Here is a 26,144-nt window from a genome sequence, read left to right on the forward strand (position 1 = left end):
GATATGAAGAATGAATGTTTTTATCGGGTTCTGTTTTTAATATCATCTGAGGCGCTTTCAATATCCCTTACCTTTTTTATTTTTTGATTTCCGAAATTGTAAGTGATGCTTAAAGTCATTCCTCTTCTGTACTGATCATTTCTGATGTAATTATAATTTCCGTTTGGCTGATAATCTTCTATTTCTACGATATTGGTTCTTAGAACATCATTCACATTAAGAGCAAAGGTCCAGTCGTTCCAGTTTTTCTTTATACTTAAATCAAGACTCATCAGGTTTTTCAGCATTCCAAGCTCTATTTGTTGTTTGTCAATAAAGAAATAATTAACTCCTAAAAACCAGGTTTTTTTCTTATCTAGACGAATGGTGTTATTACTCGTGATTACAATGCTTGTCGATTTTACAGTATTAGTATAAACCAATGGCTTTCCGTCCTTATCAACAAAAGTGTCTCCTGTAGTTGGATCTTCAGCCAAAGAACCATTGTTGATATTGTGCTGAACACCGGCATTAAAATTCAGGGTCAAGTATTGTTTAAAGAAATTTTTCTGAATTCCTACCATGGCAGACATTTCCTGCTTGTCTCCAAAATTTGTTCTGATGTAACGCAGTACATTTTGAGTGCCTATTTTTCCATCCGCAGATTTTATAAAGCCTTGTAAAGGAACCTGTGTGATCTGATCTTTAAAATAAGAGTGGTTTAAAATCAGGAAATAAGAGTTTTTATACATGTAAGTCAATTCCTGATTGTATGTTGATGAAGCTTTTACAAAGGGATTGTTTTGTGTGTAGTTAAACTCTGTAATGTAATTTCTTATCGGGTTTAATTCCCAGAAGCTTGGTCTTCTCATTCTGCTTGAAAATGAATAGGAAATATTATTCTTATCATTGATAGCATAATTGAAGCTGAGGTACGGCAGGAAATTATTATAATTTCTCTCAATTCTCTGATGTTTTTGGCTTTCTATTATATTGGTAGGACTATCTGCTGTTCCCAGGCTGTTTGTAATTTCATATCGGGCACCAACCTTTCCTGAAAATTTATCTGAAAACTTTTTTTCAAGAGTGAGATACACTCCATAGATATTTTCATCATATATAAAATGGTTGAAATCCGGTGCTGGCTGTGGATTGTTGTTATAATTACCATCCTTATCTATAAACTGATATGTAAAGTTCTTTGTATCATTATCAGTTTTGGTTTTATTGAAATTTCCACCTAAAGAGAGGGTAAAGTCGTTCTTAAATTTCTGAATATAATCTACAGTACCTGAAAAATTCTTAATGACCTGCGGAGTATTTTGTGTGATTGTTTTTCCTGGTCTGGAATAACCGTTACCGTTTTCATCCGGAATCATGGTGTTATTTTTTGAAAACTGAAACCTTTTGTAAATAAGATATGCGGCATTTGCATTAAATTTACTTCCAAGGGAGTCCAGTTTTAGCTCATAGTTTAAATTCACAGAGTTATTGTAGTTTCTGGAATCTTCTCTGTTTTTAGTCCATGTATGCGTTGTTTCTACCACACCCAACGAGTTTGGTTGCGTTAAGGTATTAAATAAATCGATCGTGGAGTTGTAACTTCTGTTAGCCCAGGAATTCCATGATAATGCCAGATTACTTTTTTCGGTCAGTTGATAATCAATATTCAGATAGCCACCAATATTTTTATTTGGATCATCAATATCTCCTACCGATTCATTTTTTAGCTGATCTGTACCATTTCGCAGAATATAAGATTGAGGTTGAATATTTTCTCCCCCGTTGAGATTAGCACTGATTCCTAATTTATCTTTTCTGTAATTAGCAGAAAAACTGGCTGAACTTGCATTGTATTTATTTTGGCTATTGGACATTCTCATATTCCCATTCAATCCGTCGCTCATTTTTTTCTTTAAAACGATATTGATGATTCCATCAGAAGATTCTACCTGGTATTCACTTCCGGGAACCGTAATGACTTCAATTTTCTGGATATTTTCTGCAGGAGTATTTTTAAGGAACTGCACCAGAGACTCAGAGTCCATATTGGTTTTTCGTCCGTTGATATAGATCAGTACATTATTCTTTCCTGCTATTTTTAATGTTTTATCATCTGTAGTTGATAGCAGTGGTGTTTGCTTCAAAAGATCAAATGTTGTATTTCCTTTAGCAACTGGTGAAGCAGCTACATCATATACAAAGCGGTCGCTCTGCTTTTTAAAAATCTGTTTTGTTAGAGTAACTCCTTCGATATTTTTGGTTTTTACCGAATCTGATTTTTTTTCCTGGGCGAGTGCTAATCCGCTGAAAAATAAGGCTGCGATGAGTAGTGGCGTTTTCATGAAATTTATTTTTTTGTAGAGCTTTGGACTCTTATGTATATGATCTAAAGCTGTAATAGGTTAGTTAATTAAGTTCTTGATTTTACAGCATCATTTGCTGATTTTATTTCCCTTGCTTTTTGCAGTTTCTGGTTTCCGAAGTTATAAGTGACCCCGATATTCAATATTCTTGGATAACCAAAATTGGTCACATTATTATAGCTACCATTAGGCTGGACACCGTTGATTTTATTGAAGTTCTGATTAAACACATCATATAATTCTGCTACAAAAGTCCAGTTACCCATGATCTTTTTGACACTCAGGTCGAGACTTTGTCTGATACCCATTTCTCCGATTTCCATTTTACTTTTGCTTGCAAAGAAATAATTGATTCCCAGGAACCAGTCTTTTTTGGCAGATAAGCGGATGGTATTATTAAACTGTGCTGAAAAATTGAAATTTTTCACATCAACGATATACGGGGCAAGAACTTCTGTTTGTCCTGGTATTTGAACAGATGTTGGATCTTCACTTACTGTCCCTGAATACATTACATAAGCTAAATTAACAGAGTAATTGGTTGTCCAGATTTCTTTGATCCATGATTTATTCATTCCGAGAGTGAGACCCAGCTGTTTGTTATTTCCATAATTCGTTCTGATATATCTTAGGAATTTAGTCGTAACCATTTTAGGATTTCCATTTTCATCCAGAATGATCTGACCATTTTTGTCCTTTTCCGGTTTGGTGACTGTTCCTTGTAATGGCACCTGATTCGAAGCATCCTCTACATAGTTAAAGCTTAAATTTGCGTAAAATGCATTCTTAAACATATAGTTAATTTCCTGATTGTAGTGTTTAGAAGCTAATACAAAAGGATTATTCTGAGTATAATTATCCGGTGTAAAGTAAGTTCTTGATGGATTCAGTTCCCAGAATCTTGGTCTTCTGATCCGGCTTGAGAAAGTGTAGCTTATGTTATTATCTGCATTAATTGCATAGTTGATATTAACATACGGCAACAGGTTGTTATAATTTCTGTCGAAGCTGGTTTTTCCCAGAATCTCTCCGCTGCTCTTAGTCATTTCATAGCGGGTTCCTATTTTACCGGACAATTTTTCGTTTAATTTCCTTTCATAAGTGATGTATGCTCCTAAGATGTTTTCCTTGTAAATAAAATAATTTGTTTGATCGTAGTCATTTACAAAACCATTAGCAGTATAAATATCCTGTCTTGTATCGTTATCTGTTTTCGTATTGTTATAGCTTACTCCCATCAACCATGAATCTCCAGATTTTGTTTTTTTAAGGTAGTCGATATTAGCAGCATAATTATTGATGATCTGGGGAACCCATTGTTTAAACGCTCCATATTTGTTATCCTTGTCAGTTACAAATGGAAAGGTTTCGTTAATACTGTATTTATCCCTGTTGAACCACAAATATGAAATATTGGAAGTTAGTTTACTACCTAATGTATCCGTTTTTATTTCATAATTTAAATTGAAAGAATGGTTTCTTCTTTGTGCGTCTTCATCATTTACGGTTCTGTTTTTTAAAACTCCGTTCTGAATATTTGTGATATCTAAGATTGAGTTAAAGCTCTTATTATACCTCATATTATAAGTGAAGCTGAGGTTCTGTTTTTTATCGATTTCATAATCAATATTTACGCTTCCTCCAAAATTTTTGTTTGGATCATCATTAAATCCAAAAGATTCATTTTTAAAGGTGGAATCTCCGTTTGACAACCTGTATTTTTCTCTTTCTGTCCAGCTTCCTGTATTGAAATTGGTATTTACAGCAAATTTATTCTGTCTGAAATTAAAAGAAACTCCGGCTGAAGGATTGTTATAATAACTTTGTTCATTTTGCATTTTCAAAGTTCCATTATAACCATTATTCCTCTTCTTTTTCATCACAATATTGATAACTCCCTCGTTGGATTCAACCTGAAATTCACTGCCAGGGACTGTAATTACCTCAATTTTCTGAATATCCTCTGAAGGCGTATTTTTTAGCATTTCAATTAATGATTCAGAATCCATGTTGGTCTTTTTATTATTGATGTAGATAACAACCTCTGACTTTCCCATAATTTTTAACGATTTTCCGTCAATGCTGGAAATCATAGGAGTTTGTTTTAGCAGATTGAAAGAGTTGGTTCCTTTCGCAATAGGGGATGATGCAACATCATAAATAAAACGGTCGCTTTGTTTTCTGAAGACCTGTTTCTTTAAAGTTATACCCTCTATATTTTTAGTTTTTAAAGTATCAGATTTTTGTTGGGCAAAAATAAATCCGCTGAAAAATAAAGCTGAAATGAGAAGTGGCGTTTTCATGATTTTATTTTTAGTTTGTTAATAGCTTGTATTTGTTATTATTTAACATTACAAAGATATATAATAAATTTAGTATTATGCAATACAAAGTACTTGAAATGTTTTTGATTTATTATTAACTTGTTGATTTTCAGGATGTAAATTTTAAATTAAAAATTTTAAAGATTAAGATTGTTTCAATTATTTAGACAACTTAAGTTCTAAAGTTGTTACATCATAATCGGCAATTAGGAAAAATTAACATAAAAGAGACTTAAAAAAGTTTCTGTCTCAGTTATATTTCGATGTTGATTATTACTCAATTAAAAGTGATATGATAGATATGTATTAGGAATGCAATGTAGATAAATAAAAAAAGGACTGATAAGTCCTTTTTAATATATTGTATATTCAGTGGAAAACCGATTTATTCTCTGTCGAAACGGGCTAATTTTTTGTCTACCCATATTGTGGCAAATGGGAAAAATGCCGAGAGCAGGGCAAAAACAAAATCTTCATCATCCCATTTGAATATTTTTCTCACCGGAAGACAAAGTAAAAGATATATAGTAAAAAAAAGACCATGAATGTTTCCGATGACAATAATAAAAATTGTGGGAAGCAATCCTTCGTCATCGTATCTTTTCCAGATCATGGCAACCCCATAAAGTAAAAAACAGGAAACTGCTTCAGCTACACAGATTTGCTTGAACCATTTAATGATTTTTTCCTGGGGATATTTTGAGAAAAATTTTTCGATGAAATTCATTTCGATTACTTATAATAAATTTTAAAAGAATATTTAATACCATTATACAGAATGGCTCGTTTTGAGAGGACAAATTTACTAGATTTTATAAAGCTCTTAATCTTTTTTTCAAAGTAAGGAATAAACTGCTTATTGTATAGATTTATTATATGATGATCAAAGCTTTCCACTTTTAAAGTATTGTCATTCTCATCTACATATAACATAACTTTAGTAAAAGATTGATTCTTTTGTGAAGAATCTATGTATCCTTTTGGATACATGAAATTTTTGAAAAAAAAGGTATTGAGTAAAATATCAGCTAATTTAGGATCTCCTTTATAGATCCAATTTAAATTATCATTATATTCAAAAATTATAGAAGGATTTTTATTCACATGATCTAAAAGTGATTGTTTTACAATGTCCTCGATAAGATCTTTACCAAATTTTTTTTCTGTAAAGTAATTCATATATCGATGATAACATAAATTACTGGTGTAATGTGCTGGTATGTCGCTTCCGATAAAAGTTCCTCCCCAAATAATATTGTGCTTCTTTAAAGCTTGTTCGAGCTCTTTCTTTGCTGGAAAATCATCTCCACCTGGTGCGATATGGTATATAAAATATTTATTTTCAATTTTTGAATCTTCAACTGCTTTAATTGAATCATTACTACATTGTTCATTATAATATTTTTGCCTTTCCTGAAATCTTTTTATGTATTCTATCTCTTTTTCCTTTCGTAAAGAATCTGCTATTTTAGTAGATGTATCCTGACCAAATAAAAAGGCTTGAGTGAGAAAAATGAAAAAAAAGATATAAAATTTCATATTTGTTACTTATAAAAACTACTACCATCCAAATATTCAAAAACCTCAGGAGGGAGCATAGGCCGCACATTTTTACCTTCCTTGATCATATGGCGAATTTCGGTTGCAGAAATTTCAATGATAGGGGCTTTGATAAAAGAAATATTTTCGTGTTGTACATACTCAGAATCTTTTTTCTCGCCTTCAAAAATTCGTGGATAAACAATAATATGGTGATTCTTTAATAAAGTTTCGGAATTTTTCCATTTATGGAGTCCCTGCAAATTGTCCTCTCCCATAATCAAGCTGAATGAATGATCAGGGTATTTTTCATTGAGATACGTCAGAGTGTCAATAGTATAACTTGGTCTGGGTAAAGAAAACTCCACATTGGAAGCCCTCATGTTCGGGTAATTTTTAATCGCTGCCTGTACCATATCCAGTCGATTATGATCTTTAAGCAATGATTTCTTATCCTTAAAAGGATTTTGAGGACTTACAACAAACCATAATTCTTCCATATTTGAATTTTCCAGAATATAATTCGCAAGAATAAGATGTCCAATATGTATAGGATTGAAAGATCCGAAGAATAAACCGATTTTTTTCATTTTCATTTGCAGGTGTATATGAGATGCAAAGTATAGCGTTAAAGTTGTATTTTATCCTTAGTCCCTAAACTTCACATCCTTTATATTCAGGTAGTGTGTTACATTTCCTTTCCAGTGATTTTCTTCCAGAGTAAATGCGAGATCGAAATGTTTATTTCTGAAGTCTTCAGAGAATTGCCCCAATTTAAAACCAACGCATTCTATATTTCTACCGGTGGATTCCTGTTTAATATAAAATTTCACGTGGTTATTATCTTTCCCCATTGTTTTTATATAACCCGATAATTTCTGGTTTCTTAAAGTGAGGATGGGTTTCATATTATGTGGACCAAAGGGTGCAAGTTTTCTATGGAAATTTATAAACTCGCGGTTGATATCATCAATTTCTATTTCAGAATCTATAATGATCGATGATTCTTTCTGGTGTTCCTGAATCTTTTCAGCGACCACCTTTTCGAATTTTTCCTTAAAGGCCTCGAATTTTGATTTTTCCATTGAAAGTCCCGCTGCAGCATGATGTCCTCCAAATTTCAAAAAGTACTCTGAGCACATATCCAACGCCTCATGAACATCGAAATCAGAAACTGATCTTGCGGAAGCAACCATTTCTCCGTTGTTACCATCTGTAAAAACCAAAGTGGGTTTGTAATAAGTCTCAATGAGTCTGGATGCTACGATTCCAATAACACCTTTATTCCACTCAGGATGGTAAACAATCGTTGTCAGATTGGTTTCCTGTTGAGATTCAATAATTTGATTAAGTGCCGAAAGCGTCGAATTCATATCGAGTTCCCGTCTTTCATCATTAAGTCCCATAATGTCACTTACAATCTGATGCGCATGTTTCAGATTATCTGAAACCATAAGTTCTACAGCTGCTTTTCCATGAGAAATTCTACCGGCAGCATTGATCTTTGGAGCAATTTCAAAAACAATGTTTGAAATTTCAAAATGGGAAAGTTTATCTTCGGGAATTAAGAGTCTTAATCCTAAATTTCTTGTTTTTCGAAGGGTTTTTAAACCCATTTTGGCCAGAACCCTGTTTTCTCCGGTCATTGAGACAATATCTGCAGCAATAGAAATTGCAAGCAAATCGGTTAATTCAAACAACTCCGAATCCGGTATTTTGTAGATTGTATTTAGACCCTGGCATAATTTAAAGCCAACTCCGCACCCTGAAAGCTCTTTGAAAGGATATCTGCAATCACTTCTTTTAGGATCTAATACGGCAACTGCATTAGGAATTTCTTCTCCTGGTAAGTGGTGGTCACAAATAATAAAATCAACGCCTAAATTCTGCGCATAATTAATCATATCAATTGCTTTGATCCCACAATCCAGAGCTATAATCAAAGAAAATCCATTTTCCTTTGCAAAATCTATCCCTTCTGTTGAAATACCGTATCCCTCAGAGTTTCTGTCCGGAATATAATAATCAAGATATTTTTTCTGAACTATTTTGCTGAGGTATAAATACATCAGCGCAACAGCAGTTGTTCCATCTACATCATAATCTCCATAAACCAATATTTTTTCACCATTCTCGATAGCTGTTGCAATACGCTCTACAGCTTTTTGCATATCAGCCATTAAAAACGGACTATGTATATCAGTGAGATTGGGCTTAAAAAATTCTCTTGCCTTTTGATAATTGTCAATTCCTCTAAGAACGAGAAGTTTAGATTCAAAAGTTCCGAAACCAAGTGACGAACTTAATCTGTCTACAACTTCCTCATCGGGTTCAGGTCTGTAAATCCATTTTTGACTCATTTCACAAAAATAGGGAAAATATATTTTAAAAAGGAATGATGAACTGTTAATATAATAATATAAAACAAAGATTTTAAGTGACGTTAAAGACCTTTCAATTCTGATTTGTTATTAATATTTATCGAGTCGCTTTTTAGATGTTCAATAGGTTATTTGGAAAAGTTTTAGAGAAAAGTTAACATTTTTTTGATTTTGTAAATCCAAAGATAATTGATTGTCGTAAATGATATTAAATAACTAAACACTTTAAAAATTAATATTATGAAAAAGACGATTAATGTTTCTAGCCAGGGAGCCACACTGGATACCGGTAGAAGAAATTTCTTAAAACTCGGCGGCATTGGACTTGCCATGGCAGGTCTTGCATTAGTAGGCTGTGATGATAATGATGATTTTCAAATGACAGACGGCCAGGTATTCGACCTTGGTAAAGGCGATGTCGGGGTATTGAATTATGCTTATGCTCTTGAGCAGCTCGAAGCAGATTTCTATACTAAAGTTGTTAACAGTTTTTATTCAGGTATTTCAACCATTGAAAAAGAATTATTTACTGACCTCTATCATCACGAATTAATCCATCGGGATTTCTTTAAAGCTGCAATATCAGGAGTTACTGCTAATGTACTGCCAAAGCTTGAATTTCAATATCCGGGTGTGAATTTTAATAACAGAAGTTCAGTATTAGCTACTGCTAAGGCTTTGGAAGATACAGGTGTTGCTGCGTATAATGCAGCAGGAAAGTATATTACGGATCCTAATTATTTAGTAATTGCAGGGAAAATAGTTTCTGTGGAAGCAAGACATGCTTCTGCGATCAGAAATCTTATCAATCCCGGATCTGCTGATTTTTCAGGGGATGATGTGATTGATGCCAATGGATTGGATGTGGCAAAAGAGCCAAAAGATGTTGTAATGGCTGCAGGAGGATTTATAAAGACACCTTTTACCTGGAAAGAAAGAGGCATTAACTAAATTATTTACTTTTAAAAACGTACTATTATGAACATTCTTAAATTACTAGATAGATTTTCTGATGATAAATTCTTTACAACAGAAGCATCAAGATTAGAGACCATTACAAATCTTTCAGCATTTGGAAAAAAAGCAGCTATTGCTTCGGTTCCTCTGGGCTTAGGAGTCGCAATGTCAACTCCGGCGAAAGCTGAAAACCGAAATACAACACCAGTTACAGGAAGCTTTTTAAAAAGTACTTTAACCGATGCGTTACAACTGGCCCTGACGCTGGAATACTTAGAAAATGAATATTACAGTATTGGACTATCTACAGCAAGTTTAATTCCTAATGCTGACCGTACCGTTTTTATGCAAATCTCTAAACATGAGTCTGCACATGTTGGTTTCTTGAAAAGTACATTAACTTCTTTGGGAGTTACACCCGCATCGAAACCTACTTTTGACTTTACGGCGGGAGGTAATTTTACTCCGTTTACAGATTATAATCAGTTTCTTGTTCTGGCGCAAGCCTTTGAAGATACGGGCGTTAGAGCCTATAAGGGACAGGCAGGAAATGTAATGTCTAATAAAGTAGTATTACAGGCTGCTTTACAAATTCACTCTGTAGAAGCCAGACATGCTTCGCAAGTAAGAAGAATGAGAGGAAATAAAGGGTGGATTGAACTGGCCAACGGAGGAAACATGCCGTCTGCAACAAACCCTGTGTACGCGGGTGAGGATAATACAAATCAAGCCGGATACAATACTTCAACTGCATTTGGAGCTGCAGCAGGTTCTGCTGCTTACGATGAAATTTTAAGTGGTAGTGATGCAACAGCAATTGCATCTTTATTTATTGTGTAGGTGATTTCTTAATATTAGGTGTGGATCCTTTTCTGAAATTTTTCAGAAAAGGATTTTTTTGTTGAAAAAAATCATATATTCGCCGGCCAAAAGGAAAATAAAATTAATATGAAAAGAATTGTTTTAAGCGTATGCTTACTGGGAGCTGTTCACGCATTTCAGGGACAAAAAATTAGTTTAGGAAAAATTACAGATGTTGCTTCTAAAGGAGCGAAGGCGCTCACTTTTACCAATGAAGATGCTGTAAAGTTATCTAAAGAATCTGTAGAATGGATGGATAAAAATAATCCTGTAGCCGGCCCTAAAGACCCATACACCATCAGACTGAATAAACTTTTCGGTAAACATAAATCACAAGATGGTCTTAATCTTAATTACAAAGTGTATAAAGTAAAAGACATTAATGCTTTTGCCTGTGCAGACGGAAGCGTTCGCGTGTTTTCCTCATTAATGGATATAATGACAGATGATGAACTGCTGGCGGTAATCGGACATGAAATCGGTCATGTTAAAAATCAGGATACTAAAGACGCTATTAAATCGGCTTATTTAAAGGCTGCGGCATTAGATGCTGCATCTTCAGCATCCTCTGCGGTAGCTACATTAAATGACAGCCAGATAGGGAAGATGGCTAATGCATTTATGGATGCTTCACACAGTAAAAAACAGGAATCTGAAGCAGATGTATACTCATACGATTTTATGAAAACGAATAAGTATAATGTCGTAGCAGAATATACAGCATTTAAAAAGTTGGCTTTGCTTTCCGAAGGAAGTACACAATCCGGTTTTCAAAAAATGTTTAATTCCCATCCAGATAGTGAAAAGCGCGCTCAGAATATTAAGAAAAGAGCAGAAAAGGATGGTCTATGGAAAGATCCTGGAACTGTCACGTTACCAACAACTAAACTTACTAAATAGTAAATACCTGAAAATAAAAAATCCTCAATTTATTTGAGGATTTTTTATTTATTTTCAATTTGTCTTGATCAATTAAGAATACATTTTTTCTCTTAATTCTTTTACTTTTTTATCCGCAAGATAATCATCATAACTCATCTCTCTATCGATAATTCCGTTAGGAGTTAATTCAATGATTCTGTTACAGACTGTTTGAAGCATTTCGTGGTCATGAGACGCCAGTAAAAGATTTCCTTTGAAATTAGATAAAGAGTTGTTCAATGTTGTAATACTTTCCAGGTCTAAGTGGTTGGTAGGCTCATCTAACAATAGAATATTGGCTTTCTGAAGCATCATTCTACTGAACATACATCTCATTTTCTCACCTCCTGAAAGCACTTTACAAGATTTCAAAGCTTCGTCACCGGAGAATAGCATTCTTCCAAGGAATCCTCTTACAAATTCCTCATGGCGTTCCTCATCATTTTTAGTGAACTGTCTTAACCAGTCAACTAAGTTGATGTCTTCCTGGAAAAAGTCAGTATTATCGAGAGGCATATAAGATTGAGAAGTAGTAATTCCCCAATTGAATGTTCCTTTGTCTGGTTGTGATTCCCCAGCCAATACCTGGAAAAACTCAGTTATAGCCAATGAATTTTTTGAAAGAACTGCAACTTTATCTCCTTTTTTAAGGTTTAAGTTAATATCAGAAAAAAGAAGTTCTCCATCTTTAGATTTTTCAAGACCTTTTACTTCAAGAATCTGATCTCCGGCTTCTCTTTCCATTTCAAAAATAATCGCAGGATATCTTCTGGAAGAAGGCTTGATATCATCAATATTCAGTTTGTCGATCATTTTCTTTCTTGCTGTAGCTTGTTTTGCTTTTGCTACGTTTGAACTGAATCTTGCGATGAAATCCTGAAGTTCCTTCTTCTTTTCCTCTGCTTTTTTATTTGCCTGGGCTCTCTGTCTTGTTGCCAACTGAGACGCCTGATACCAGAAAGAATAGTTACCGGTATAAAGATTAAGTTTTGCATAGTCTAAATCTCCGATGTGCGTACATACGGTGTCTAAGAAGTGACGGTCGTGAGAAACAACAATAACGGTGTTTTCATAATCAGCCAGGAAATTTTCAAGCCATGCGATAGTGTCGATGTCAAGGTCATTGGTAGGCTCATCCAGAATTAAAACATCAGGATTTCCAAATAATGCCTGAGCTAAAAGAACTTTTACTTTGTCTTTGTTTTCTAGCTCACTCATCATCTGCCAATGCATATCATCCTTGATTCCTACGTTAGAAAGCATTGTTTGCGCATCAGATTCTGAATTCCATCCTCCCATTTCATCATAGATAACACCAAGCTCTCCAGCTTTGATACCATCTTCATCAGAGAAATCTTCTTTTGCGTATAACGCATCCATTTCCGCTTTTATCTCGAATAACTTTTTGTTACCTCTTAATACTGTTTCAAGGACATTATATTGGTCGTATGCAAAGTGATCCTGTTCTAAAACAGACATTCTTTTTCCAGGCTCTAATGATACACTTCCTGTGGTTGGGTCTTGTTTTCCGGTTAGTATTTTAAGGAATGTTGATTTTCCTGCACCATTAGCTCCGATAATCCCATAACAATTTCCTTTAGTAAACATAATGTTTACCTCGTCAAAAAGAACTCTTTTCCCGAATTGTAAAGATAAGTTAGATACTGTTAACATATAGTTTTGTAAATTTGGCGCAAAAATACGAAAAGAATTTGGGTAATTTATAATAATGTAATAGTCAAGTTTTTAAATGAAAGGTATTTTTGTATATTTCATAAAGAAATTTTAATATAATGAAGATCGAGAAAACAGTTAACATATTAAACAGAAGAGCCCGTTTTGAGTACGAAATCATTGAAGAAATTGAAGCTGGAATGGTTTTAACAGGCACAGAAATAAAATCTTTACGTTCTTCAAAAGCATCTATCGCAGAATCCTTCTGTCAGTTTATTGATGGGGAATTGTACATCATTAACATGATGATTGATGAATACAAATTAGGTACTTTTTACAATCATAAAACAAAAAGGGAACGGAAATTGCTCTTGCACAAAAAAGAATTACAAAAATTCGAGAAAAAGTTAAAAGATGCAGGGAACACAATTATACCTTTGAAGTTATATATTACGGATAAGGGAAAAGCTAAGGTCTTAATAGCCCTTGCAAGAGGGAAAAAGCTTTTTGATAAAAGGGAAGCGATAAAAGATAGAGAAAATAAACGAACCCTGGATAGAATATTAAAGAAAAGTTAAAAATCATTCAAAAAACTTTGTATATAAAGAAAAATTATATTTATTTTGCAATATCAATTATTTAATCATTTAATTCTATGAAAAATCTAAAATTAGGAATTTCAGCATTGGCACTTACTGTTGCTTCTACTGTATTCGCACAGACTACCAACAATCCGTGGATGATCGGAGTTGGTGCTCATGCGGAAAATCATACAGCTCAGAGAAACAACTTCAGTAATACTTTTGCTGCAAGAAATTTAACAAAGACTTTGTTCAATATGAACAACTTCTCTATTACGCCTCCATTATCTAAACTTACTGTAGCAAGAAATATCGGTAAAGGTTTAGTAATCGACTGGCAGACTTCAGTAGGGAACGTTGACAATAAGAGATTCAACAGCGGGAAAGAATTTTTCCTAATGACTGGTCTTGGTTTCCAAGCTAAGGCAGCGGGTCTTTTATGGAACGAGGAGTCTTGGTTTGATCCATACTTAAGAGTAGGTGCGAACTATTTAAGACATGATTATACTGCATTAACTTTCCCAAGAACTGACGCTAACGGTTATGTTATCAGTAACGGGGATAACGGTAATGAAAATGGTAAAGCTAACTTCTTTACAGTTTCTACTGGTGCAGGTATCAACTTCTGGGTAACTAAAAACTTCGGTTTAGGTGTTCAAGGAGATTATGTTTCAACTCCAGGTGATAAATCTACAGTTGCAAACTTCTGGCAAGCTTCTGCATCTTTGAACTTTAGATTTGGTAACAGAGATAGAGATAAAGATGGTATCTTAGATAAAGACGATCTTTGTCCTGATACTCCAGGTTTACCAGAATTCCAAGGATGTCCTGATACTGACGGTGATGGAGTTCCAGATAAAGACGATCAATGTCCAGATGTAGCAGGACCAGTTGAAAACAACGGTTGTCCTTGGCCAGATACAGATGGTGACGGTGTTATCGACAAAGATGATGCTTGTCCTACAGTAGCAGGTCCAGCTGAAAACAATGGTTGTCCTTGGCCAGATACAGATGGTGACGGTATCCTTGATAAAGATGATGCTTGTCCTACAGTTCCTGGATTACCAGAATACAACGGATGTCCTAAGCCTAAAGATGTAATCGCTAAAGAAGCTACAGGTGCTCTTAAAGATATCTTGTTTGATTTCAACAAAGCGACTATCAGACCTGAATCTAGCGCTAAATTAGATCAAGCTGCAACAATCATTAAGCAATCTAACGACGGAACATTCTTAGTAACTGGTCACACAGATAAGAAAGGTGCTGATGCTTACAACTTGAAACTTTCTAGACAAAGAGCTGCTTCTGTAGTTGCTGCTTTAGAATCAAGAGGTGTTAGCGGAACTCAATTGAAATCTGTAGGTGTAGGTGAAAGAGATGCTACTGTATCTGAAAAAGCATCTGATGCTGAAAGAATGGTAGACAGAAAAGTAGTTGTAGAAGCTGTTAACGGTGCTGCTTGGGATGCACTTAAGAAATCTGATCTAGAAGTTGTAGAGAAGAAGACTGTAGTGAAGAAAGGTAAAGCTCCAGCTAAAAGAAAAGCTCCAGCTAAAAAAAGAAAATAATTAATTTTTCTAAATAATTAATACCTCCAAATTTTTTGGAGGTATTTTTTTTTCGTTGACTTTTAAGTAATTTTGTTCAAAATTTAAAAATAAAAATGGGAAGAGCGTTTGAATATAGAAAAGCTTCGAAAATGGCGCGTTGGGATAAAATGGCCAAGACTTTCTCTAAAATTGGTAAAGATATAGCGTTAGCAGTAAAAGCAGGTGGAGCAGACCCGGAATCAAATCCGGCGTTAAGAAGATGCATCCAGAATGCCAAAGGTGCAAATATGCCGAAAGATAACGTAGAAAGAGCAATCAAAAAAGCAAGTGGAGCTGATGCTGAAAACTATGAAGAGGTAACATACGAAGGGTATGGACAAGGAGGAGTTGCTTTCTTTGTAGAATGTACTACAAATAATACGACAAGAACGGTAGCGAATGTAAGAGCTGTCTTTAATAAATTTGATGGTAACCTGGGGAAAAACGGGGAACTGGCCTTTATCTTCGATAGAAAAGGGATCTTTTACATCGATCCGAGCCAGGTAAAAATGGATTGGGATGAATTTGAAATGGAGATGATTGATGGTGGTGCAGAAGATATTGATAAAGATGATGAAGAAATAATGATCACTACTGCATTTGAAGATTTCGGTTCTTTATCTCATAAATTAGATGAACTAAAAATTGAAGTTAAAAGTGCAGAGCTTCAAAGAATTCCAAACAATACAAAAGAAGTTACTGAAGAGCAGTTTAAAGCCAATATGAAAATGCTTGATCGCTTTGAGGAAGATGATGATGTACAAAATGTTTATCATAACATGGAAATTACAGAGGAGCTTATGAACTCTTTGTAAAAAAATAATATAACATTCATATACAGTTAACTTTCAATTAGTTTCTTTGCATAAAACTATGAAAAGAAACGTTGAATTAGTTGTAATTTCGGATGTGCATTTGGGAACTTATGGATGTAAGGCTAAAGAATTGTTAAGATATCTGAATTCTATTCAACCGAAAATTCTGGTTTTGAATGGTGATATCATTGACATCTGGCAATTCAAAAAGTCTTACTTCCCTAAACCTCATTTGAAGGTAATTAAAAAGATTCTCTCATTTGCAACAAAAAATACCAAGGTATATTACATTACCGGAAATCATGACGAGATGTTCCGAAAGTTTACCGATTTCGAATTAGGTAAACTTAAAGTCTGCAACAAAATCTGTCTTGATATTGATAAAAAGAAAACATGGATCTTTCATGGTGATGTATTTGATGCATCTGTTCAACATTCTAAATGGATCGCAAAACTAGGCGGAAAAGGATATGATTTGCTAATCATGATCAATAACGTCGTTAATTGGATCCTGGAAAAAATGGGTAGGGAAAAATACTCATTCTCCAAAAAAATCAAAAATAACGTAAAAAAGGCGGTAAAGTATATTGGTGACTTTGAACTTACGGCTTCTGAACTTGCAATAGATAATCATTACGACTTTGTCATATGTGGTCACATCCATCAGCCTCAAATTCGTAAAGTTACCAATAAAAAAGGCGCTTGCACTTATCTTAATTCCGGAGACTGGATAGAGAACTTATCAGCTTTGGAGTACCATGATAAAGAATGGAAGATCTTTTACTATGATGAGCATAAACATCTGCTGCAGGATGATGAAACAGAGGAAATTCAGGATCTTGATACCAACGAACTTCTTAAAATTGTAACTAACTTTTCTGAATGAAAATCTTATATGCGTTTCAAGGCACAGGTAACGGACATGTTGCAAGGGCTCAGGAGATCATTCCTATATTAAAAAAATATGCTTCGGTTGATACTTTAATCAGTGGTCATCAATCGCAATTAAAGGCTGATTTTGACATTAACTTTCAATATAAAGGGATTTCCTTACTCTATAACAAAACAGGTGGTTTATCCTATCGAAAAACATTTACTGAAAATAAATTTATTGAGGCGGCAAAAACAATCAATGATCTGGAACTAAAGCAGTACGATCTCATCATTAATGACTATGAACCGTTAACGGGGTGGGCAAGCAAGCTAAAGAATCTTCCGATGATTGAGCTTAGTCATCAGGCTTCGATGAGTTTTGCTGAAACTCCAAAACCTAAAAAAAGAGACTTCCTGGGTGAACTTATCTTGAAGTATTATGTACCCAGTGAAAGAAGGATTGGTTTTCATTTTGAAAATTATCATCCACAAATAAAGAAGCCGGTCATAAGACATAAAATACGAAATCTTAATCCTGATAAAAAAGGATACTACCTGGTTTATTTACCAAGCTTTTCTGATGAAAATATTATTAAAGTATTAAAACAAATTCCTGTGCAGTGGAAGGTTTTTTCCAAGTACAGCAAAGTGAGACTTAAAATAAAAAATGTTGAAATATTCCCCATCGATGAAAAGGAATACCTGACCTGTTTTGAAAATTGTGATGGTATTTTATGTAATGCAGGTTTTGAAGCTCCGGCTGAAGCTCTCTTTATGGATAAAAAGTTGTTTGTTATTCCAATTCATAATCAATATGAGCAGGAGTGCAATGCCTGTGCTCTGGATACGATGGGAATTCCCAATTCTAAAGTATTAAAGCTTGGGGAAATAATGGAATGGGTAGCTTCAGATCATCACATTAAAGTAGATTACCCTGATGATATTGAACAAATACTGTTAAATGAGGTTTTAATTCTTTAAAAAAATATCATCTACATCATTCATTCTCATCATTACTGATCTGGCATAAGAACAATGAGGATACACTTTCCAATTGTTTTCTCTTGCGAATCTGATGGCCTCTTCTACGAGATATTTTCCCATTCCTCTGCCTTCAAATTCAGGATGCACTAAAACGAAGGATATAATGAATTTGTTTTCTTCCGGGAAGATGGTATAGGTCAGTCTGCCAATTTCTGTAAGTTCATTGTTTAGTGTAAGTACTCCTCCATTTCCGGATTTATTGTTTTCAAATTTCATAATTAAAAGCTTAGTATTGTATCACGTGCAAAAACTGCACCGACTTGGATTCGAGTGTAATCTATGGACAAAGATAATTCCAAACAGAAATTCTAATTATCTTTTCCTGTATAATAGTTATAATCTTTGATGATAATATTGATAAACTGCCTTTCCGTCATTTTTACGGGATCAACTTCCAGTTTCAAAATATTCTTGATCTTGTCGGAAAGCTTACTGATGATTTGCCGGTCATCTACTCTTAGGGCCTTTGTGTAATTATCTTTAATAATTCTCATATCATTATCACTTAATGCAATAACCTGAGGGAATGAAGGAACATAATCCTCCTGTATGTTTTCCAGGATAGTATGAGAAATATTAATGCTATTTTTTAATGAAATAACAGCTGTGCCTGATGCGATATCCCCGAGGCGCTGATTATTTTTAGAAACAATCATGGAAATTAATCCGATAACACCCGCAAAAGATGTGTCTATTATCCTGAATACCCAACGGATCAGATAATCTCCAAAACCAGCCTGGTATCCGTCGATTTTTACCACACGGATTTTCATTACTTTTTTTCCGGGAGTCTGCCCTTCCATTAAGCTTTCCAAAACCAAAGGATAGATGTAAATGGGAAATGTGATGGCAATATAAATAGCCATCTGAGACCATTGATCCAGGCCATTTAATAAATATCCCAAATCAAGAAAATTGAAAAATACATAGAAAGTAACGACTGCATAAGCGACTTTGATCAGGAGATCTATAATAAATGCAAGCATTCTTTCTCCAACACTGGCAATGTTGAAATTAATATTTACATTTTGTGAGGTATTAATCGCAATTTGAGACATAATTTTTATTATTTTAGCCTTTAGATTATGAGAGAAGTTTATTTCATAAAACAAAATAAAGAAAAATGGTTGGGAATTGAACAGGTTATTCAAGGGAAAATAAAAAAAAATCCGGATGACCTGTCATCGTTGTATATCAACCTCATTAATGATCTTTCTTTTGCTCAGACTTATTATCCTAAAAGTAATACTACGGTTTATTTAAATCATCTTTCTTCACAGATATTCCAGAAAATTTACAAAACAAAAAGGGTAGAGGAAAACAGAGTCCTTTATTTCTTCAAAACAGAGGTTCCTTTGTTAGTGTATCAATACAAAAGATATTTGCTCTACGCGTTTTTGTTTTTTGCATTGTTTACTTCAATAGGAGTCCTTTCAGCAATTTATGATAAGGATTTTGTAAATATAATTTTGGGTGAAAGTTATGTGAATGAAACAATAGAGAATATTAAGAAAGGAAATGCGGTTGGTGTCTATCAAAGTGGTTCTACATGGGGAAGTACCATTGGGATTATCTTTAATAACATTGGGGTAGGTGCTAAATTGTATATTTACGGAGTTTTTGGAGGAGTAGGTACACTGTATGCATTACTTTCAAACAGTGTGATGCTCGGATCCTTCCAGTACTTCTTTTATGACTATGGGGCACTTAAGGATAGTGCAAGAGGAATATGGTTACACGGTGTTTTTGAAATTTTCGCAATGGTTGTTGAAGCTATGTGCGGATTAATTCTCGGGGCATCAATTTTATTTCCAAGAACCCTGTCGAGATTCAACTCATTTAAAAATGGATTTAAAGATTCCTTCAAAATATTTTTAAGTACAATTCCTTTTACCATTTGTGCGGGAATTATTGAAGGCTATGTTACAAGGCATGCTTTAAAAATGCCATTAGCTTTAAATTTAATTATTATCCTAGGTTCGCTAACGGTTATCGGATATTATTATTTTATTTATCCATCCGTTGTCAATAAAAAAATTAAAAACACAGATGATGCAGCTATATAAAAAAAGAGATTTCGGGACCTTTATCAGTGATAGTTTTAATTTTTTCAAATTATATGGAAAGAATTATTTCAAAAACTATATTTTGCTGAATGGTTTGTTGCTGATTTTAATGACTACCATTTTTGTTTTTGGATACAGGGAACTGTTTTCCCAGATATTCGGGTCAAATATGAATGGTAACAGTTACTATTTTCAGCAGTATTTTGAAGATAATGCAGGGATGTTAATTGTTGTTTGCTTGCTTACGTTTCTGCTTTTTTTTATCCTGGTGATTGTCAATTATCTTTATCCTGTTTTTTATCTGAAAAGACTTTCAAAGGGCGAAGAAAAAATAAGGACAGATGATATTCTCAGCGATTTTAAAAATAACGCAGGAAGAATAGGTACACTTTGCTTGGGAATGGTATTTATTGTAACTCCCCTGGCTTTGATTATGATCGGCATCTCATACGCATTGATACTAATTATCATCGGATTATTTATTATGTTGCTGGTGTATCCGACATTGTTTAATGTTGTTACATTTTTGATGTATGATTATTTTAATAGTGGCCGCGGCTTTTTTGAGAGTTTAAGTTATTCGATAAGATCACAGTTTTCTTATACCAACGGAAGGGAAAAGTCTCCTTACTGGAAGTATTGGGGAGCTACAACGATCATTTTTCTTATCATGTATACCATAACCACCATTTTCACATTTATTCCCATGATATTTTTCTACAGTTCAATTCTTACTTCAGCTCCTGATGGAAATTTTGAACAAAATCCCTTTCAGGGAGCCATGGGAGTGCTTTTTTTTGTGATATATGGGATTTCCATGCTGCTTTCATTTTTTCTTTCAAATATTATGTATATCAATTCTGGATTGATGTATTACGATAGCAGGACAGATCTGCATCAGAAGGTGGAACTTGCAGAAATAGAAACCATCGGTAATAATGAATAAAATTGTTTTTTTCTTACTGATCTTTTTCTCAACAGGATTCGTGTATGCTCAGGATGACAATGAATTGCCACCGGAAGCATATGTTGAAGATTCTTTGAGTACAGGGCATTATAAAAATATGTACCGTGCAGATTCTGTATTGATAGAACACCCGGTTTCTGAAAATACGGTTTATCCTAAAAAATTCAGGGAAAATCTTAAGTCAAGATACAAAGGAAACGAGTTTGATTACACAACGATAAAACCCAAGGAATCTTTCTGGCAAAAACTGCAACGGAAAATAGCAAGAATTCTTGAGGGTATTTTCGGTGAGGATACCTTTGGAACCTCTGCAAAGGTTACCACTATTGTGATGCGTTTATTTGCCATTCTACTTATAGGTTTTCTGCTATATTTTATTGTCAGGTATCTCATAAGTAAAGACGGCAACTTCTTCTTTGGGAAAAAGAATAAAAAAGTAAATATCAATGAAGAAGAATTGCATGAAAATATCCATGAAATCAATTTTCCCGAGAGCATTGCAAAATTTGAAGTAACAGGAGATTACCGTTCCGCAGTACGTTATCAGTTTTTATACGTTCTTAAAAAGTTGAGCGATAAAAAGCTTATCATCTGGAATCCTGAGAAGACGAATAAAGATTATGCGACAGAGCTTAAAGCAGATTACCTGAAAAAAGAATTTTCAAACCTTTCCTATATATTTGATTATGTATGGTATGGTGAATTTAGTATTACCGAACAGGATTATTTGAAATTTAAAAATCAATATCAGACATTTAAGCCATAATAAAATCTTTAAAAATGAATAAAACTTTCAAAATATATGCTGTAATTTTCATCATTATCATGGTGATTCTGGCATTGCTTGAAGTTAATAAAAAGGAAGTTACAGACTGGCGAAAGAACTTTGATCCAAATGAAAAATCACCTTTTGGGTTATTTGTATTTAACAAAGAGTCTAAAGATCTTTTTAAAAATCAGCTTAAGAAAATAGCTGAAACACCCTATGAATATTATAATGAGAATAAAAAGCAGTCTCACAATATTTTAATAATAGAAAAAGAAATTGACAGGGAATCCTGGCGCAGTATCTTGAATGAAGTCTCCAAAGGATCGGATGCTATGTTGATTGCAGGCAGGATACCAAAAGAAATTTCTGATAGTATAGGCTTTTATGCTTCTCAAATCTCTTTTGAAGATCAGAATGTGTTAAAGTTTACAGATAAGAAATATCAGAATGATTTTATTAACTTAGATAAATTTCCGTCTGGAAGAGGATTTTCTTATGTTAAACCCGGTGTTGAGATACTAGGAAAGACTGTTGAAAAGAATAACACGGATCAGGCAAATTTTATAAAAGTAAAGTTGGGAAAGGGAAATATTTTCGTTCATAGTGAGCCACTTTTTCTCACCAACTATTATCTTCTGAAACCTGGAAATATAAAATATGCACAGGATGTTTTTTCGTATCTTAACGATAAGGAAACCGTTTGGTTTGTGGAAGCTGCAGATGCCAAGGCTTCTTCCCGCTTTTTTATGAGATTTATTCTGTCAAAACCAGCGCTGAAATATGCATGGTGGGTATTTTTAGGAGGGATGATCTTATTTATTTTTTTCAATGCAAAAAGGAAACAGAGAATTGTTCCTGTAATAGAACCTCTGAAAAATACTTCTGTAGAATTTGTGAAAAGTATCGGAAATCTTTATCTGCAGGAAGGTGATTTTCATGATATGATGGCTAAAAAAGCCCAATATTTCCTGAATAAAGTTAGAATGGATCTTCTTATCGATACCCAGAATCTCGATAGTGAGTTTGCAAAGAAACTGCAATTGAAAACAGGGAAAAATATAGAGGTAATTACCGAAGCTATTGCTCTTATCCGGAAAGCTCAGGATCCTTATGCCAGTGTAATGAAAGAAGATCTCACCAGAATGAATACGATCCTGGATGAAATAATACGATAAATAATATAACGATGTAGTAACTGTGGTTACGGATACATTGACAAATGATAAATTAAATTGTATGGAAAACCTTGAGAACGAAAATGTAGAAAATCAAAGTTCTATAAATCTTGATAAAGAAGAAAACGATTTTCAATCGAGAATCGATATGATTGAACTCCGTGTGAGTTTAGAAAAAGTAAAAGCCGAAATAAGTAAGGTGATTGTGGGGCAGGAGAGTATGATAGAACATCTTTTGGCAGCGCTCCTTTCAAATGGACATGTTCTCATTGAGGGAGTTCCCGGAGTTGCAAAAACCATTACGGCAAAGTTGCTGGCAAAAACTATTGATGTAAATTTCAGCAGAATACAATTTACCCCTGATCTCATGCCTTCGGATATTTTAGGGACTTCAGTATTCAGCGTGAAAAATTCGGAGTTTGAGTTTAAAAAAGGACCTATTTTCTCCAATTTTATTTTAATTGATGAGATCAACAGGTCTCCGGCAAAAACACAAGCTGCCTTGTTTGAAGTAATGGAAGAAAGGCAGATTACAATGGACGGTATCCGATATACGATGGAGGAGCCGTTTTTAGTCGTTGCTACACAAAATCCGATTGAGCATGAAGGAACATACAGGCTTCCGGAAGCACAGTTAGACCGGTTTTTGTTTAAAATAAATGTTGGGTATCCTAATCTTGAACAGGAAGTTCTGATTATTAAGAATCAACATGAAAGCAGGACCGAAGATAAAACAGAAGCAGTAGGACGTGTTATCACTGCGCAGCAATTAAAAAACTATCAGCAGTTGGTGAAAGAAATCATTGTAGAAGCACAGCTGATGGAGTATATTGCTAAAATCATTGTTAATACAAGAGAAAATCAGTTTTTATATTTAGGAGCCTCACCAAGGGCAAGTTTAGCCTTACTTACGGCATCTAAAGCGTTTGCGGCTTTAAGGGGGCGGGATTTTGTAACTCCGGAAGATATCAAAGAAGCCAGTTATGCAGTGTTGAGACACAGAGTAATTGTTTCGCCGGAAAGAGAAATGGAAGGTTTAAGTGCTGACGAAATAATCAGACAGATTCTGGAGGGAATAGAAATTCCAAGATAAATAATAAGTGATATTATAGAATTTCAAAATGTTGAAGAGATTAATAGATTCCTTGTAGTGGATTTATAAGGCTGCCATAAAATCTGTTATCCACAACCTGAAAAATGAGAAACTTATACATTAATAATCGCTTTTTCTTTACGCTCATTGGAGTGGGGATACTTTATGTTCTGGCTTTTTTCTTTCCAATTTTTATTTATGTAGCTCATATTGTGCTCTTGCTTTGCTTTTTGGCTGCAATGGTAGATTATCTTTTACTTTTTAATCAAAAAGAAGGTGTTTTAGCACAAAGGATCTTACCTGAAAAGTTATCAAATGGTGATGAGAATCCAATAAAAATTGATATTAAAAATAATTATGGTTTTAAGATCAATACTAAAATCATCGATGAAATTCCGTTTCAGTTTCAGAAAAGGGATTTTTTAATTCGAAAAGAAATTGATCCCGGCAGAAATGCATTCTTTCAATATATTCTTGAGCCTAAAGAAAGAGGTGAATATAATTTTGGTAGCTTAAATGTTTATACTTCTTCTCCGATAGGTTTTGTTTCAAAAAGATATAGATTCCAGAAAAATGCAAATTTAGCGGCATATCCTTCTTTTATTCATTTACGGAAATATGAATTAATGGCTCTTCAAAGTGAATTCTTATTGGGGGGTATCAAAAAAATCAGAAAGCTCGGCCATACCATGGAGTTTGAGCAGATCAAGGATTATGTTCCCGGGGATGATATCAGGACAATCAATTGGAAGGCTACATCAAAGACCAATCGTTTGATGGTTAATCAGTTTCAGGATGAAAAATCTCAAAGGATTTTCATGCTGATTGATACTGGGCGAACCATGAAAATGCCATTTAAAGAGTTAAGTCTTCTTGATTATTCTATCAATGCGACAATGGCCCTGTCTCATATTATATTAAAAAAAGGAGATCGGGCAGGGATGATGACATTCTCTAAAAAAACTGAAAACAAGATAGCTGCAGAAAACAAATCCGGTCAGCTAAAGAAAATTTCGGAATCACTTTATAATATTAAAACCAATTTTTTTGAAAGTGATTTTAACCGCCTTTATCAGGATGTAAAATATTCAATCAACCAAAGAAGTCTGATTTTACTTTTTACAAATTTTGAAACGCTGGATGGTTTGAACAGGCAGTTAAAGTACTTGCGTGGCATTGCAAAAAATCATTTGTTAGTCGTTGTATTTTTTAAGAATTCGGAACTCCAGACTTTAATTCATAAGAATCCGGAGAGTATGCAGGAGATTTATGATGAAGTTATTGCTGAAAAATTTGAATTTGAAAAAAAACTAATCATACAGGAACTTCGAAAGTATGGTATTTATACAGTGTATACCCTTCCTGAAAATTTAAATATTGACGTTATCAATAAATATCTTGAGATCAAAGCAAGAGGAATTTTATAATTTTGCATAGATAACTTTAATACATCATAGATTAATTCTAGGATTTAATAATATAAACAGAACAATGAAAATAACACTTAATAGAATAAACGATGACTTTTTGTTTGAATGTACAAATTCCCAAGGGAATTCCATTCTTTTGGATAATACTTCGCAGCCTGGAGCTAAAGGAGTTTCTCCCATGGAAAGTGTTTTAATGGCAGTTGCAGGATGTAGTGGAATAGACGTCGTGTCCATATTAAAAAAACAAAGACAGGATATCACAGGTTTTAAAGCAGAAGTAGAAGGTGAGAGAGTCCCTGTCGATGATGCTAAGCCTTTTAAATCAATTAAAGTTCAGTTTTTTTTGGAAGGTAACATAGACCCTGCTAAGGCTTTGAAAGCAGCGCAGTTATCATTTGATAAATACTGTTCTGTTTCTAAAACTTTGGAGCCTAACGTAGAAATCGGTTATGATGTATTTGTAAATGGAGAAAAAATTTAAGGATGTTATAAACAAAATAAAAAAGCCGGATTGTTAAAATCCGGCTTTATGCTTATTATGTGTTGTTGAGGGTATTTTCTTTCTTTAAGATTTAAACATTGAGTTTCATTTTCTTAAAGATTAACGATGTAAATATATGAAATATTTATCAATAATCTATTATAATTATTATTTTTGTTGCTTGTTTTGGTTTATGGCTAAAATTAAGGCATCAATGATGTTCAATACTAAAGGTTAATTAATTGATAAAAAAAATGTA

Annotated in this window: 24 protein-coding genes; 15 read left to right on the forward strand and 9 right to left on the reverse strand. The window is 33.9% G+C overall.

Translation table 11 applies throughout. The features are described from left to right. Positions 1–20: 20 nt before the first annotated feature. From PFY10_15810 to recJ, 6 genes are all read right to left on the reverse strand, one after another. Positions 21–2,324, reverse strand: coding sequence for a TonB-dependent receptor (locus tag PFY10_15810; protein WBV55690.1), 2,304 nt, complete (start codon positions 2,322–2,324; stop codon positions 21–23). Between the two features lie 68 nt (positions 2,325–2,392). Further along, positions 2,393–4,648, reverse strand: coding sequence for an outer membrane beta-barrel family protein (locus PFY10_15815; protein WBV55691.1), 2,256 nt, complete (start codon positions 4,646–4,648; stop codon positions 2,393–2,395). Positions 4,649–5,054: 406 nt separating this feature from the next. Then, positions 5,055–5,396, reverse strand: coding sequence for a DUF3817 domain-containing protein (locus tag PFY10_15820; protein WBV55692.1), 342 nt, complete (start codon positions 5,394–5,396; stop codon positions 5,055–5,057). A 5-nt stretch (positions 5,397–5,401) separates the two neighbouring features. After that, positions 5,402–6,208, reverse strand: a complete 807-nt coding sequence (locus PFY10_15825; protein ID WBV55693.1) for a hypothetical protein — start codon at positions 6,206–6,208, stop codon at positions 5,402–5,404. A gap of 5 nt (positions 6,209–6,213) precedes the next feature. Further along, positions 6,214–6,798: a nicotinate (nicotinamide) nucleotide adenylyltransferase gene (gene nadD, locus PFY10_15830; GenBank protein ID WBV58953.1), complete on the reverse strand. Its 585-nt coding sequence runs from the start codon at positions 6,796–6,798 to the stop codon at positions 6,214–6,216. Between the two features lie 57 nt (positions 6,799–6,855). Further along, positions 6,856–8,568: a single-stranded-DNA-specific exonuclease RecJ gene (gene recJ, locus PFY10_15835; GenBank protein ID WBV55694.1), complete on the reverse strand. Its 1,713-nt coding sequence runs from the start codon at positions 8,566–8,568 to the stop codon at positions 6,856–6,858. Between the two features lie 261 nt (positions 8,569–8,829). On the opposite strand from recJ, the gene PFY10_15840 reads away from it, so the two are divergent. The 3 genes from PFY10_15840 to PFY10_15850 all read left to right on the forward strand — a co-directional run bounded on the left by PFY10_15840 (position 8,830) and on the right by PFY10_15850 (position 11,307). Continuing rightward, entirely contained in the window at positions 8,830–9,540 is a 711-nt protein-coding gene (locus PFY10_15840; GenBank protein WBV55695.1) for a ferritin-like domain-containing protein, read from the forward strand. A gap of 27 nt (positions 9,541–9,567) precedes the next feature. Further along, positions 9,568–10,386 (forward strand): ferritin-like domain-containing protein, encoded by an 819-nt coding sequence (locus tag PFY10_15845; GenBank protein WBV55696.1) that lies wholly within the window; start codon positions 9,568–9,570, stop codon positions 10,384–10,386. A gap of 108 nt (positions 10,387–10,494) precedes the next feature. After that, positions 10,495–11,307: a M48 family metallopeptidase gene (locus PFY10_15850; protein ID WBV55697.1), complete on the forward strand. Its 813-nt coding sequence runs from the start codon at positions 10,495–10,497 to the stop codon at positions 11,305–11,307. Between the two features lie 72 nt (positions 11,308–11,379). Here PFY10_15850 and PFY10_15855 read toward each other — a convergent pair whose 3' ends face one another. After that, complete coding sequence (locus PFY10_15855; protein ID WBV55698.1) at positions 11,380–13,002, reverse strand: ATP-binding cassette domain-containing protein; 1,623 nt, start codon at positions 13,000–13,002, stop codon at positions 11,380–11,382. Positions 13,003–13,121: 119 nt separating this feature from the next. Here PFY10_15855 and smpB point away from each other — a divergent pair, with 119 nt between their 5' ends. From smpB to PFY10_15880, 5 genes are all read left to right on the forward strand, one after another. Next, positions 13,122–13,580: an SsrA-binding protein SmpB gene (gene smpB, locus PFY10_15860; protein WBV55699.1), complete on the forward strand. Its 459-nt coding sequence runs from the start codon at positions 13,122–13,124 to the stop codon at positions 13,578–13,580. Positions 13,581–13,657: 77 nt separating this feature from the next. Then, positions 13,658–15,151, forward strand: coding sequence for an OmpA family protein (locus PFY10_15865; GenBank protein WBV55700.1), 1,494 nt, complete (start codon positions 13,658–13,660; stop codon positions 15,149–15,151). Positions 15,152–15,246: 95 nt separating this feature from the next. After that, the gene (locus PFY10_15870; GenBank protein ID WBV55701.1) at positions 15,247–15,987 is read left to right on the forward strand and encodes a YebC/PmpR family DNA-binding transcriptional regulator; all 741 of its coding nucleotides are present in this window, start codon (positions 15,247–15,249) and stop codon (positions 15,985–15,987) included. Between the two features lie 58 nt (positions 15,988–16,045). Continuing rightward, positions 16,046–16,873, forward strand: coding sequence for a UDP-2,3-diacylglucosamine diphosphatase (locus PFY10_15875; protein WBV55702.1), 828 nt, complete (start codon positions 16,046–16,048; stop codon positions 16,871–16,873). Beyond that, positions 16,870–17,841, forward strand: a complete 972-nt coding sequence (locus PFY10_15880) for a glycosyl transferase (GenBank protein ID WBV55703.1) — start codon at positions 16,870–16,872, stop codon at positions 17,839–17,841. Before PFY10_15875 ends, PFY10_15880 begins: the two co-directional genes overlap by 4 nt. Here PFY10_15880 and PFY10_15885 read toward each other — a convergent pair. Both PFY10_15885 and PFY10_15890 read right to left on the reverse strand, forming a co-directional pair. Further along, positions 17,830–18,120: a GNAT family N-acetyltransferase gene (locus tag PFY10_15885; protein ID WBV55704.1), complete on the reverse strand. Its 291-nt coding sequence runs from the start codon at positions 18,118–18,120 to the stop codon at positions 17,830–17,832. The genes PFY10_15880 and PFY10_15885 overlap by 12 nt on opposite strands. Positions 18,121–18,212: 92 nt before the next feature. After that, positions 18,213–18,962, reverse strand: coding sequence for an RDD family protein (locus PFY10_15890; GenBank protein WBV55705.1), 750 nt, complete (start codon positions 18,960–18,962; stop codon positions 18,213–18,215). 27 nt (positions 18,963–18,989) lie between these two features. On the opposite strand from PFY10_15890, the gene PFY10_15895 reads away from it, so the two are divergent. The 7 genes from PFY10_15895 (at position 18,990) to PFY10_15925 (ending at position 25,885) form a co-directional block, all read left to right on the forward strand. After that, positions 18,990–19,970 carry a stage II sporulation protein M gene (locus PFY10_15895; GenBank protein WBV55706.1) on the forward strand — a complete coding sequence of 327 codons (981 nt, stop codon included), beginning with the start codon at positions 18,990–18,992 and terminating at the stop codon, positions 19,968–19,970. Continuing rightward, a complete protein-coding gene (locus PFY10_15900; protein WBV55707.1) occupies positions 19,957–20,916 on the forward strand; it encodes a DUF4013 domain-containing protein in 960 nt (319 codons plus the stop codon). The genes PFY10_15895 and PFY10_15900 overlap by 14 nt, the downstream gene beginning before the upstream one ends. Next, positions 20,909–21,703, forward strand: coding sequence for a DUF4129 domain-containing protein (locus PFY10_15905; protein ID WBV55708.1), 795 nt, complete (start codon positions 20,909–20,911; stop codon positions 21,701–21,703). The genes PFY10_15900 and PFY10_15905 overlap by 8 nt, the downstream gene beginning before the upstream one ends. Before the next feature lie 14 nt (positions 21,704–21,717). Beyond that, positions 21,718–22,881: a hypothetical protein gene (locus PFY10_15910; protein ID WBV55709.1), complete on the forward strand. Its 1,164-nt coding sequence runs from the start codon at positions 21,718–21,720 to the stop codon at positions 22,879–22,881. Between the two features lie 61 nt (positions 22,882–22,942). Beyond that, positions 22,943–23,974 carry a MoxR family ATPase gene (locus PFY10_15915; GenBank protein ID WBV55710.1) on the forward strand — a complete coding sequence of 344 codons (1,032 nt, stop codon included), beginning with the start codon at positions 22,943–22,945 and terminating at the stop codon, positions 23,972–23,974. Between the two features lie 104 nt (positions 23,975–24,078). Further along, positions 24,079–25,401, forward strand: coding sequence for a DUF58 domain-containing protein (locus PFY10_15920; protein ID WBV55711.1), 1,323 nt, complete (start codon positions 24,079–24,081; stop codon positions 25,399–25,401). A 64-nt stretch (positions 25,402–25,465) separates the two neighbouring features. Further along, positions 25,466–25,885 (forward strand): OsmC family protein, encoded by a 420-nt coding sequence (locus tag PFY10_15925; protein WBV55712.1) that lies wholly within the window; start codon positions 25,466–25,468, stop codon positions 25,883–25,885. Positions 25,886–26,144: the final 259 nt, after the last annotated feature.

Source organism: Chryseobacterium daecheongense (assembly GCA_027920525.1).
GTDB classification, from domain to species: Bacteria; Bacteroidota; Bacteroidia; order Flavobacteriales; family Weeksellaceae; genus Chryseobacterium; species Chryseobacterium proteolyticum.